Source organism: Paenibacillus pini JCM 16418 (assembly GCF_000576305.1).
Lineage (GTDB): Bacteria > Bacillota > Bacilli > Paenibacillales > Paenibacillaceae > Paenibacillus_AQ > Paenibacillus_AQ pini.
Genome location: NZ_BAVZ01000030.1, coordinates 18,100 through 30,652, shown reverse-complemented (window position 1 = coordinate 30,652; position 12,553 = coordinate 18,100). Strand labels below are relative to the sequence as shown.

The 12,553-nt window shown below is 44.9% G+C and carries 8 protein-coding genes and 3 pseudogenes; 1 reads left to right on the top strand and 10 read right to left on the bottom strand.

What is annotated here, in order from left to right:
* From JCM16418_RS27095 to pth, 6 genes and pseudogenes are all read right to left on the bottom strand, one after another.
* A pseudogene (locus JCM16418_RS27095) lies at positions 1 to 1,517 on the bottom strand (putative polysaccharide biosynthesis protein); the annotation flags it as partial.
* 185 nt (positions 1,518 to 1,702) lie between these two features.
* On the bottom strand, positions 1,703 to 2,245 hold the full coding sequence (gene spoVT, locus JCM16418_RS21940; protein ID WP_036653258.1) for a stage V sporulation protein T: 543 nt from the start codon (positions 2,243 to 2,245) through the stop codon (positions 1,703 to 1,705).
* A 278-nt stretch (positions 2,246 to 2,523) separates the two neighbouring features.
* Positions 2,524 to 3,552, bottom strand: a complete 1,029-nt coding sequence (locus tag JCM16418_RS21935) for a peptidylprolyl isomerase (protein ID WP_052020669.1) — start codon at positions 3,550 to 3,552, stop codon at positions 2,524 to 2,526.
* Positions 3,539 to 7,061 (bottom strand): annotated as a pseudogene (mfd, locus tag JCM16418_RS21930) (transcription-repair coupling factor). Before mfd ends, JCM16418_RS21935 begins: the two are co-directional and overlap by 14 nt.
* Before the next feature lie 207 nt (positions 7,062 to 7,268).
* Positions 7,269 to 7,499: an anti-sigma-F factor Fin family protein gene (locus JCM16418_RS21925; RefSeq protein WP_036653256.1), complete on the bottom strand. Its 231-nt coding sequence runs from the start codon at positions 7,497 to 7,499 to the stop codon at positions 7,269 to 7,271.
* Between the two features lie 78 nt (positions 7,500 to 7,577).
* The gene (gene pth, locus JCM16418_RS21920) at positions 7,578 to 8,138 is read right to left on the bottom strand and encodes an aminoacyl-tRNA hydrolase (RefSeq protein WP_036653255.1); all 561 of its coding nucleotides are present in this window, start codon (positions 8,136 to 8,138) and stop codon (positions 7,578 to 7,580) included.
* A 131-nt stretch (positions 8,139 to 8,269) separates the two neighbouring features.
* Here pth and JCM16418_RS21915 point away from each other — a divergent pair, with 131 nt between their 5' ends.
* Complete coding sequence (locus tag JCM16418_RS21915) at positions 8,270 to 8,521, top strand: hypothetical protein (RefSeq protein ID WP_242403943.1); 252 nt, start codon at positions 8,270 to 8,272, stop codon at positions 8,519 to 8,521.
* Positions 8,522 to 8,593: 72 nt separating this feature from the next.
* On the opposite strand, the gene JCM16418_RS21910 is transcribed toward JCM16418_RS21915, so the two are convergent.
* The 4 genes and pseudogenes from JCM16418_RS21910 to purR form a co-directional block, all read right to left on the bottom strand.
* On the bottom strand, positions 8,594 to 9,547 hold the full coding sequence (locus JCM16418_RS21910; RefSeq protein ID WP_036653251.1) for a ribose-phosphate diphosphokinase: 954 nt from the start codon (positions 9,545 to 9,547) through the stop codon (positions 8,594 to 8,596).
* 95 nt (positions 9,548 to 9,642) lie between these two features.
* A pseudogene (gene glmU / locus JCM16418_RS21905) lies at positions 9,643 to 11,042 on the bottom strand (bifunctional UDP-N-acetylglucosamine diphosphorylase/glucosamine-1-phosphate N-acetyltransferase GlmU).
* Between the two features lie 110 nt (positions 11,043 to 11,152).
* On the bottom strand, positions 11,153 to 11,437 hold the full coding sequence (gene spoVG / locus JCM16418_RS21900; RefSeq protein WP_036653249.1) for a septation regulator SpoVG: 285 nt from the start codon (positions 11,435 to 11,437) through the stop codon (positions 11,153 to 11,155).
* Between the two features lie 187 nt (positions 11,438 to 11,624).
* Positions 11,625 to 12,452 carry a pur operon repressor gene (purR, locus tag JCM16418_RS21895; RefSeq protein WP_036653247.1) on the bottom strand — a complete coding sequence of 276 codons (828 nt, stop codon included), beginning with the start codon at positions 12,450 to 12,452 and terminating at the stop codon, positions 11,625 to 11,627.
* Between the last annotated feature and the right edge of the window lie 101 nt (positions 12,453 to 12,553).

Below are 12,553 nucleotides of genomic sequence, written 5' to 3'. Positions count from 1 at the left end.
CAGGCCAAGCGCAGGCAGTACCGCCTGCGCGGTATAGGCTGCGCCGCCTGCGGCGAGTGCCATGGCGCCGAGCAGCAGCGCCGGCTTGCCTACAATGGCACCGGCGCTTAGACACAGGCCGGTGTGACGTGCAAGCAGCGCGCCATTAAGCGCGGCTGCCATGAAGTGCGCAGCCACGCCAGCGATAGCTGCGCCAGTAATGCCCAGCTGCGGAACCAGCAGCAGGTTAAGCAGCGTCTTCGCCGCTGCCGCGGCCAGCAGGTGCACGGCCGGGGCACGAACGATGCCGATGCCTTGCAGCATCGCGGCAGTAATAATGCTCATTGCGCTACCCGCAGCCGTGAAAGCAACCCAGCGCATGACATTGCTGCCTGCAGCATCTTCGTATAGCATCACATTCAGCGGGACGGCTAATACAGCCAGTCCAACGGATGCGGCAAGACTAAGCAGCCAGAACCAGCGTAGTGAGACGCGGGTCCGATCTGTCACCAACTGCTTATTCCCCGTAATCCTTGCTTCGGCTAGCGCGGGTATAAATAATACCGAAAGCGAAGTTGCCAGCATTGTGATGAGTTGAACCAACGGCATTCCACGGTTATAGATACCAAACTGAATCATGGCGCCCTCTTCATTAAAGCCATCGGCTTTTAATAATCGTGGTACGGTGAAGGTATCTACCAAATTGATTAACGGTACAGCAAGCATACCTAGCAAATCGGGATCGCGTAGAGAAGCAGCCTTTTCAATATACTCCATGAGCTTTCGACATCAGCCTTCCGCTCCGTTACAGGGAGCTTATTGCGGCTAACCTCATCTCCTTCTTCTAATCCTGTTACGTCAAGCACCTTACTTGACAGATTTACTTTCTTCTTACGATGAACCGCCCAATAGCGCAGCATCACAAACAGACCCGCTGCACCTCCCGCTGCTGATCCAACCAACGCACCTGCAGCAATCGTTTCTGCTCCAGCTTCGCGATTTGTTAGATACACGAGAAGCACAATCATTACGGCCACTCGAATACTCTGTTCGATAATCTGAGACAACGCCGTCGGAACCATGTTTTGGTACCCTTGAAAATAGCCACGCAAACCTGACATCACGGGCACAAACAACAGCGCAAGCGATGAGGCTCGTATTGCAGGTACTACGCTGCTGTTATCTATCCAAACCCCAATCCAAGGTGCAGCCATAAAGACGGTTGTACCAAGAATTAAACCGAACAGAGCCAGAACAAGTGTAGAGATGCGCAGCACTCTTATCCCTTCCAGCCTTCCTCCGCGTGCAGCATCCTCCGAGACAAACTTCGATATAGCCGCTGGTAATCCAGCCACAGCCAAGGTAATCATCAATGTATAAAAGGGGTATACCGCATTGTAGATGCCGAATACGACGTCCCCACCCATATTTTGTAGCGGAATCTTCTGAAGTGTACCAATGAGCTTAGACAACAGCATCGCTATGCCTAGCACAAATGCTCCTTGCAGAATTTTTGGAGTACTTCCCTGATCTTTCATGATTGTCCCTACTTTTCCCCATACTGTAAATCATTCGTTTCTCCATTATACCTTTGATGGGTCATGCAGAAAAACAAAAAAACACCCGCTGGCTTATCCGTGTTAAGGATAGGGATCAGACAGATGTTTTCTCTGACAATCATTCATTTCATGAGTTGATGCATTTGACTGCACCCATTCATGCTTTACTGTTCCATTTGTTTACCGAGGAATGCAGCAGCTGTTTCGGCCATTTTAACTTCAAGCTGTGCCATTTTAACAGAATCATCTTTACTAAGCAGGATAACGGATCCAATGGGATCTCCACCTGAAATAATAGGAGCTACCACGAAAGAAGACAAGGTTTCCTGATGATCCTTACTGATCTCATAAGAGCCACCATTTGTCTCAAGCAGCGTCTTACGACTATCCATACAATTCTCAATCAATATTCCAACTTGCTTCTCCAAAAATTCTTTCTTGGAGCCGCCAGCTACCGTTATGAATGTATCACGGTCAGAAATAATCGTGATATGGCCTGTACCTTCATATAACGATTCCGCATATTCCTTAGCAAAATCGCCAAGTTCTCCAATAGGGGAATATTTCTTTAAGATGACTTCACCATCACGGTCCACAAAAATTTCAAGCGGATCTCCTTCACGGATTCGCAGAGTACGTCTAATTTCTTTGGGTATTACTACCCTGCCCAGATCATCAATACGGCGGACTATTCCAGTAGCTTTCATTCACATGTTGCCCCGCTTTCTAGAGAAGATTTTTCAACTACTGTTTAGATGGGAAAAGGAGAACCCAGGTATATAAGTTGTGATATCTGACCATAGTATTCATCCTTTCCCAATTCCTTATACATGTGTAGAAACTATTCATTTCTACCTTACGGACACGCTTCTTTTATGGATGCAAATAGCGCGGACTAAACCGCGCCATCGTCACAGCTAAATAAAGAACGTGCGTATTCATTCGGTTTTACCCATCATTTTGTACCTGACAGCAATATGCAATATTACTTACCGTCTGTAGAGGTTGAAGTACCCGTTGCTGGAGTTTTCCCATTCGTAGAAGCACTTTTCGGCAAATCAATTTTCTTGATGATGTCTTTAAGATCATTCTGGATAAAAGCATCAATCTTGGCCGAACCCAAATTGTTCTTAATCGCTTCCTTTTGTGCGTCGGTCAATTTATCAAAAGGCGTATCCGTTCTGGATTCCACTTTGATGATTTGGTAACCAAGATCAGACTCAACGGGATCACTAATTTTATTCAGTGGGAGCGTAAGTACCTGCTGTTTAAATTCAGCAGGCCAAGGTCCGATTGTATAATCTTTATACAGTCCTCCGTTATCTTTGGAGCCTGGATCTTCGGAGTATTTCTTAGCCATTTCCGCAAAATCAGCACCTTTGTCTAGCTGGGCTTTAACATCTTTGGCGATTTTCAGTGCTTCAGGTTTAGTGCGTTCCTTCTTATTTGCATCCTCCAGACCAATTAACACATGGCGAACATTCGCCACAGTATAGTCCTGTTTGGTTGCATCATACTGCTTCTTCACGTCATCAGCCGTAACTTTCGACTTCATATCTTCGATCGTGCTGTACACTTGAATTAAATATTGCTTTAAATCCTCTTCCTTTAGCTTCTGAGCATCGATCATTTTCTTATACTGCTCGTCCCCTACTTGCTTTTTCATTTGAGCAATTTGCTGCCCAGCCTGCTCCTCGCCTGCCTTCTTGGCGGTATCACTGGCCTTACCACTCAAATATTCAAAAGCAATTTTTTGCTTCACGAGATACGTTTTAAAATCATCCATCTCCATCAATTGTGCATACTCAGGAGAGAGAAATGTCATAATTTTTTTCTGCGTATCAAACTCATTTTCTGTGATTTCACCGTTCTTGTATGTGGCTACTACCTTACTGTTATCGCCTTGATTTGCAGCGGACTCGGTCTTTCCACAAGCACTTAGAGCAGATACTGACACTACCGCTACAATCGTAATGATTAATGTCTTCCAAGTTCTCTTCTTATTGAACAACATCTTGAAGTTCCCCTTTCGATTTAAACAGCTCGCGGATGGCTTCGAGAAATTGTTCCAGAAGATCGAGTAGCTGCGTGTCGTCAAGCCCCTTGCCTTTAATGCGGATGGTCATTTGAGTCTCCTGTTCAAATTGTACACGTCTTTCAAAGCGATTGCCAACTTGGGCAAGTTTTGCCGAATTAACCACCTTTTCCTGACCTGAATAAAATTTGATCAGGATGTCATCTCCACGACGACTCATCCCATCAATACCATACATTTTTCCATAGACTTCAAGCGCGCTACAGCCAGCAAACTAATAACAGCCGGAGGCAACTCACCGAATCGGTCAAGCAGCTCGTCCTCAAGTTCCGTAACATCGGTAAAAGAAGACACAACGGCAACTTTTTTATAGATTTCAATCTTTTGAATACTGTCATAGATATAATCCGACGGCAAATACGCATCAATTCCGAGATCTAGCGTCGTGTTCCATGCTTTGTCTGGCTCTTCCTTTTCACCAAGCATGGATACTTTACGCTTCTGTATTTCCTCAGCGAGCATTTGCGAATACAGATCAAAACCGACAGATGCAATAAAGCCATGCTGTTCGGCCCCTAGCAAATTACCCGCTCCGCGAATGGATAAATCACGCATGGCGATTTTGAAACCAGAGCCAAGCTCAGTAAATTCTTTGATCGATTGCAGACGCTTCTCAGCTACCTCCGTCAACACCTTATCCCGCTGATAAGTAAAATAGGCATAAGCAATTCGGTTGGAGCGTCCAACCCGTCCACGTAGCTGATACAGCTGGGACAAGCCCATTTTGTCAGCATCATGCACAATCAGTGTATTTACATTCGGAATATCCACACCTGTCTCAATAATGCTGGTGCTGACAAGTACATCGTACTCTCCGTCTAAGAAATCGAGGATTGTCTTTTCAAGCTCCGTTTCGGACATTTGACCATGACCAATACCTACCCGAGCATCTGGAACTAGCGCCGTAATTTGGCTCGCCATTTCCTGAATTCCCTGCACGCGATTATACAGGTAATACACCTGTCCACCTCGGGCAAGCTCGCGTTCAATCGATTCACGCACTAAAGTTTGGCTATATTCAACCACATAAGTTTGTACTGGAAAACGATTCTCTGGCGGCGTCTCAATAACAGACAAATCACGAACGCCAAGCATGGACATATGTAGCGTACGTGGAATTGGTGTTGCAGTTAGTGTCAGCACGTCCACATTTGTTTTCAGTCGTTTAAGCTTCTCCTTATGAGTTACCCCAAAACGCTGCTCCTCGTCCACGATCAACAGTCCTAGGTCTTTAAAAATCAAATCTTGAGATAAAAGCCGGTGTGTACCAATAACAATATCCACCGTTCCCTGACGAATGCCCTTAATGGTCTCATTCTGCTCCTTGCGTGAACGGAACCGGCTTAGCACCTGAATGTTAATTGGATAACCTGAGAACCGTTCCTTAAACGTTTCGTAATGCTGCTGTGCCAAAATAGTCGTTGGCACGAGCACAGCTACCTGTTTACCTTCCATGCTGACTTGAACGCTGCGCGGATTGCAACCTCCGTCTTGCCATAACCCACATCACCACAAAGTAAGCGGTCCATCGGACGGCTCTGCTCCATATCTTTCTTGATTTCCTCTATTGCACGAATTTGATCCCGCGTCTCATCATACGGAAACATCTCCTCAAATTCCTGCTGTTCAGGTGTGTCCTTCTCAAAACCAAAGCCCGTTGTAGACTGACGCTCGGCATACAGCTTGATCAAATCATCTGCAATATCTTGTACCGACGAACGGACTTTATTTTTGACTCGAGTCCATTCATTACCACCCAGTTTGTATACCTTCGGTTCCTTATCTTCAGATCCTACGTACTTCTGAATAAGATCAATTTGCTCAATGGGTACGGACAGCTTGTCGCCACCTGCATACAGAATATGCATATAATCTTTATGAATACCGTTAATTTCCAACGTTCCGATACCCATGTATTTACCAATACCATGGTTCTGATGAACGACATAATCACCAACTTTGAGCTCCGTATAACTCTTAATGCGTTCAGCATTATCAATGTTCTTACTAAGTTTACGAATTTTGCGCTGCTTCTGAGAGAACATTTCACCCTCAGTGATGACGGCAAGATGAATAGAGGGCATCTCAAATCCCGTTTGCAGGTTTCCCTGCACCATAATCGGCTCATCTATTGCATAATCTTGTAGAACCCGACGCATCCGTTCCAGACGCTCTTCACTACTAGCGAGCATCATGACTCGTACGCCTGATTTATGCCAACGCTCCATTTCCGATTTCAACACATTCATTTGTCCGTGGAAATCCTGCATACCCCGGCTAATGAAATTCAGAATGTTCTGTGGCTGTGTATGCGGAACTTGACGCAAGAAAATAGACATAAAAATAGTCTGAAATGGACGCTCATAGATTACATCTTCATTCTCTACAGATAAGTGAAGTTGCGGCAGTGTTTTGCCGTTCTGCAATAAATGTAGGTTCCACTCTGATTCATCGCGTTCAAGCTGCCTAGCTGTTTCCAATAGACGCGCAGGTTCATCAAGGATGAGTACCGTATCCTTCTGCATATAATCATACAGAGTACACTTCTCCGGATAGAGAAGTGAAATATATTTATAGATTTCCGGAAAATAGACATGCTCACGCAGTAGCTCCATCTCGCGCTCCATCTCTTCACGCAAACGTAGCTTTGCCTGTCGATCAGCCGTCTTCTCTATTTGCTCTTCTAACATTACCGCAGCAGCATCCGCAGCATAATCAAGCCTGCGCCGGTCTGCAATAATTTCCTTACAAGGTGTAATTGTGACTTCCTTCACTTTATCAATGGATCTCTGATCGGAAGGATCAAAAGTGCGGATAGAGTCAATATCATCATCAAACAGCTCCACCCGATAAGCCAATAACGACGTCATCGGATAAAAATCTATGATCCCGCCTCGAATGCTCATTTCGCCTTTACTTTCTACCCGTTCAACCCGTTCATAACCCATCTCAATCATCTGTGTTAAGAAAGCTTCAATATTCAGTGTGCCACCATCTTGAATACGAATTTGGGCATTAGCCATGACCTCCGGTGCAGGCAACAACCGCCGCAGACCAGAAAAAGGCGCAACCACAATACCCGAAAACCCTTGCGCGCATTTCATCAGCACGTCTATGCGCTGCGCAAGGGTCTCGGGGCTCGATACAGCTGATTCCGCAGCAACGAGTTCGTTCGCGGGATAGAGCAGCACTTGCTCGGGTGAGAGTGCTTCCTGTAAATCCTCAGCAATCTTTTGAGCAGAGAACATATTATGGGTCACCACAAGCATCGGCCTGCGGACTTCTTCATATAAGGCAGACAGCATGATTTGACGGGCAGAACCAGATAGTCCCGATACCAACTGTTCCTTCATACCTGCGGTAACTCCGCCAGCTATGGATTTCAAATCAGGATCCTGTGAGAACGCTTCTATAAGTGCTTGTAACAAAGGGGGCACCTCTCTTATGCTTACTTTGAACTGAACAAACATTATTTTCAATAAATTTTACCATACATACGTCGGTGGACGATAATCTACCTAATCCAGAGCTTCATAGCAATAGAGGGCAGGAATACCCAAAAGAAGCCTCAGCAACACTGCCAAGGCCCTAATATCACGGTATATAACCGATTCTGTCTAAAGACCACATCACCGTTATTGAAGTGGACTTACAAGTAAACTTAACTCTGGATTATTCTCCAGCGCCTCTGCGCAATAATCACAGGTTACTTTGACCGTCACTTCCCCACTTAAATCATACGCTATTATATCTCTACGCTCCGCAGGGGTCAAGGAATGGAAACCGAGCTGCGCATCCGTAACATGATCCGATTCAATCGTTCCAAGTACGGTGTGGCAATGCGGGCAAATATACTTTATAGCCATCATTATGCCTCCTGAAGATATTTTATACCTTCAGTATGCCCCTATGACTCCTATTTTAGCCCTCTTAATCACTCATACTCAGCCATTAAACTTCGCCATAGTCTGTTCAAAGGTATGTGTCGTGCTGAATTCTGCCGCTTCACAAGCTTGTACAATCATATCGGACAGTAGATTTTTTTCCTTCTTAGGAAATGCAGATAAAACATAGTCTACGACTGCAAATCCAGGTTCAGGACGTGAGATTCCCATACGAATTCGGTCAAAAGTTTGCGTACCCGTATGCTGAATAATGGATTTAATTCCGTTATGTCCTCCTGCACTACCTTGATATCGCAACCTTATTTTACCAATTTTCGTATCTAAATCATCGTATACGACAATTAAATTCTCCACAGCTACTTTATAATAGTCCATATAAGCACGTACGGCTTCGCCTGACAAATTCATAAATGTCATCGGTTTGATAAGTGCTACCTTCGTATTGCCTATCATACCTTCACCTATTAATGCCTTATATTTGCTAGGAGTAAATGTAATACGATGACGCTCAGCAAGCTCATCTAGCATCATAAAACCAACATTATGGCGTGTCTTTTCATATGCGGGACCGGGATTACCTAGTCCAACTATCCATTTCATCGTGATCACCTCTCTATTCAAACTGTACCCTTTTGCCCTAACAAGGTTAAGTTAGAGTAGCAGGGGCAGAATTTGTTGCAATGTAGTATTCTTAACCTAAAGGTTGTGTACAATGTACAAACCGATTATGCTTGATAAGAGAAAAGATCCGCCTCATTTCACCACAAGAAGGTGAGCTTCGCTTGATGGAATTCGGCCAAATCCTTACACTAAATGATCATTTTAATCAGCATTGCCTGCACGGTATTCCCGTTCAAGTGTTCAAACAAGGGATTCATGTCGGAATTGGATACGTATCTGCTTTCGACAAGTATTTCGTTGAAATTGAAGGCGTGCTGTACGGACGTAAACATTGCACATTTCTATCGCGCTCCGGTTATTAGCCATACACACGCACGAGAAGGGTTATGCATCCTGATTCCAGGAAGCATAACCCTTTCTTTGAGTTTCAGTGATTATTCAATTTCAAACAGCTTGCTGATCGACAATTCCTCATGCACACGGATGATAGCTTCACCCATAAGAGGAGCTACCGACAATACCTTAATTTTATTACTTGGGTTAGGATGCATAATTGGAATCGTATCCGTCACAATGACTTCACTTAATGGTGAATTCTCCAAACGCTCCATCGCTGGGCCGGAGAATACAGGGTGCGTGCAGCAAGCGAACACTTCCTTAACGCCACCTTCCATAAGTGCATTAGCGCCAAGTACAATGGTACCCGCAGTATCAATGATGTCATCAATCAAAATCGCCGTCTTACCCTCGATATTACCGATAATGTTCATGACTTCACTAACGTTTGGTTCAGGACGGCGCTTATCAATAATAGCAAGCGGAGCATTCAGGAAATCGGCCAGCTTCCTTGCACGAACAACACCACCGTGGTCAGGAGAAACTACAACCGGATTTTCAATCTGTTTAGAACGGAAGTATTGTGCCAGAATCGGTACGCCGAGTAGGTGATCCACCGGAATATCGAAGAATCCTTGAATCTGCATCGCATGCAAATCCATAGTGATTACACGATGTGCACCGGCTTTTTCAATCAGATTCGCTACTAGCTTCGCCGTAATTGGATCACGTGAGCGCGCCTTGCGGTCTTGACGAGCATAACCGTAATAAGGAATAACAACATTGATGCTCTTCGCAGAGGCACGTTTCAACGCGTCAACCATAATGAGTAGCTCCATCAGATTATCATTAACAGGACCGCAAGTAGACTGCACAATATAAACGTGACATCCGCGGACACTCTCAGACAACTTAACCTGAATTTCACCATCGCTAAAACTCGTTGTATGGGAATCCCCCATAGGAATACCGATATAATCGGCAATCTGCTGTGCAAGCTTAGGATTGGAGTTACATGTAAATATTTTTAATTTCGAGTCACAATAAGTCATAGAATAGAAACCCTCCGTGCTGGTTCATTGAAATTCATGCTTTACCCACTGCTGTTATACAAATCTATTAAAAAATATACTGAGACTTTAGAATCCTACTCTTTGTCTTTATTTGCCTTAGTGGCTTTCGCACGGGAACGAATTTTCTCCGCATAACCCGGCTTATTTTCTTGACGTTTTCTGGCAATCGCTAGATCGTTCTCAGAAACGGATTGCGTAATCGTAGAACCCGCAACGACATAAGCGCCTTTGCCAACCTTCAGTGGAGCAATCAGATTAACATTGCTCCCGATAAACGCATCGTCTTCAATTTCAGTCATAAACTTATTATACCCATCATAGTTCACAGTTATTGCACCGCAACCGACGTTCACGTTCTTACCGATTGACGCATCACCAATATAACTCAAATGGGATACTTTAGAGCCGTCATCGATCTTCGCATTTTTCACTTCAACGAAATCGCCAATTTTGACTTCCTCGCCAAGCTTAGTGCCAGGGCGCAAATAGGCAAACGGCCCTACTGTTGTACGCGAGCCTACCTCAGCATGATCCAGTACCGAATGCTTAATCGTAACGCCATCACCAATCGTCGAGTCCGTGATATCACTCTGCGGACCAATCTGACTGTTCTCACCAATGACCGTATTTCCCTTAAGTAGGTACCCGGATGAATAACCGTATCGGATCCAATGGTCACATCAGCACCAATATAGGTAGATGTTGTATCCAGAATCGTCACGCCATTTAACATATGCTTGTGGTTTATGCGCTTACGCATTAATCCTTCAGCTTCCGAAAGTGCAACGCGATCATTGATACCGATGGATTCGGCATAATCATTTGTTTGATAGCCAAGCACGACTTCACCTTGCTCTACCAAAATACCAATTACATCGGTTAAATAAAACTCCTGCTGCACATTCTTATTGGTTACTTTCTCTAGCGCAGCAAACAATTTTGCATTATCAAAGCAATACGTGCCTGTATTGATTTCGCGAACTGCATCCTCTTCAGGTGTGCAGTCTTTCTGTTCCACAATACGAAGTACGCCGCCATCTTCATGACGAATGACACGTCCATAACCCTTAGGGTTATTCATGTCTGCAGTTAGTACCGTTGCTGCCGCCTTACGACTTTCGTGGAGCTGCGTCAAACTTTCCAACGTCTCTGCAGTCACGAGCGGTGTATCACCGCAAACGACAATAGTTGAACCTTCTTCTGATCCGATCAGAGGCTTCGCTTGTTTAACCGCATGCCCAGTACCGAGCTGCTGCTCTTGCAGTACATATTCAGCGGCTTCACCCAGATAAGATTGAACAGCTTCCGCTCCATGGCCTACGACTACGATGCTTCGTTCACAGTTGACTTGTTTAACCGTATCTAGCACATGCCCTACCATCGGCTTTCCGCAGACGGGATGCAGTACTTTATAAAGTTTGGATTTCATTCGTTTACCCTGCCCTGCGGCAAGAACAATAGCCATTCTTTTCAAGGGACTTAACCTCCTGCTTATGAACTCACTACTGAATATATCGTATTCTACGTAAAAAGAAAAGAGAGCCAAGTCCTGGCTCTCTTTTCTTCAAACCCCAATTTTAAAACTTAAGCGCCTTCTTCAATCACTTCTTCTTCGCTGGCAGCGCGTTCATATTCCTCAAGAACGGCTGTTTGGATCTTCTCCCGAGTACCGGAAGAGATCGGATGAGCGATATCGCGGAATTCTCCATCTGGAGTGCGCTTGCTTGGCATTGCAACGAACATTCCGTTATTACCATCAATTACACGAATATCATGAACAACAAATTCGTTATCAATGGTAATGGATGCGATTGCTTTCATTCTCCCCTCAGAGTTAACGCGGCGGAGTCTGACATCCGTAATTTGCATGTGTGTGTTCACCACCTTTTTCCATCAGAGACTTGGTGTATAATTCCACACAGCAAAGCGAAATCCTCTTTTTTGCCGCAACAAAATGTCCTAAAATCAGGAATTTTTTTATGAGATTGAAAGATTCGACAAACTTCGGAATTATTCGTGCCTTTATTATTCAAATCGACAGATTTTGCAGGCGTTTTTATGCTTCGAAATAGTTGCCTGGGCTGACGAATATTTCTTTACTCTTCGGATCAACCGCCGTTAGCATCGCAAGCGAGACATAATCATGGAGAAGGCGTTCTTCAGACTCCACCGATCCTGATTCCACTAACACACCAACACCAGCTACTTCAGCATCGAACTCATCTAGCAAGTCGACCATGCCTTGAATCGTGCCTCCTGCTTTCATAAAGTCATCCACAATCAGAACCTTAGACTTCTCTTTCAAAGCACGGCGTGAGAGAGACATGGTGTGTATACTCTTTTGAGATCCGGAAACGTAGTTGATGCTCACTGCCGACCCCTCCGTTACCTGATGATCCCGGCGAACCAGAACAACAGGTAAGTTTAGCTGAGCTCCAGTTGCATACGCAAGTGGAATGCCTTTCGTTTCTACAGTCATTACCACATCAATATCTTTACCGGAAAATGCCGTAGCGAAAATCTTCCCCGCTTCGTTCATCAGTGAAGGTTGTCCCAAGAGATCAGACATATACAGATATCCACCGGGAAGTATCCGATCCTTTTGCTGCAGCTGAGCGCATAGGTCTTTAGCAAACACAAGCGCCTGTTCCTTCGGCATCTTCGGTATAAAATGCACCCCGCCCGCCGCTCCGGCCAGCGTCTGCAAATCGCCAATGCCTTCTTCTTCAAACACTTCCTTGATGATGACCAAGTCTTCGCTAATAGACGATTTGGCAGCCCCGTATCGATCAGCAAAAGTAGTGAGTGGAATTAATGTATGCGGTCTGGACAGTAAAAACTGTGTCATTTCTACCAGACGTGCGCTTCGCTTTAATTTTTTCACGAATGATTCCTCGCTATCGCTATATATAGATACGCTTAAGTCGAACCTATGTATTCCCTCTGTAAAATCAGCCAAGGGAATATAATTGGGCTGATATGCCC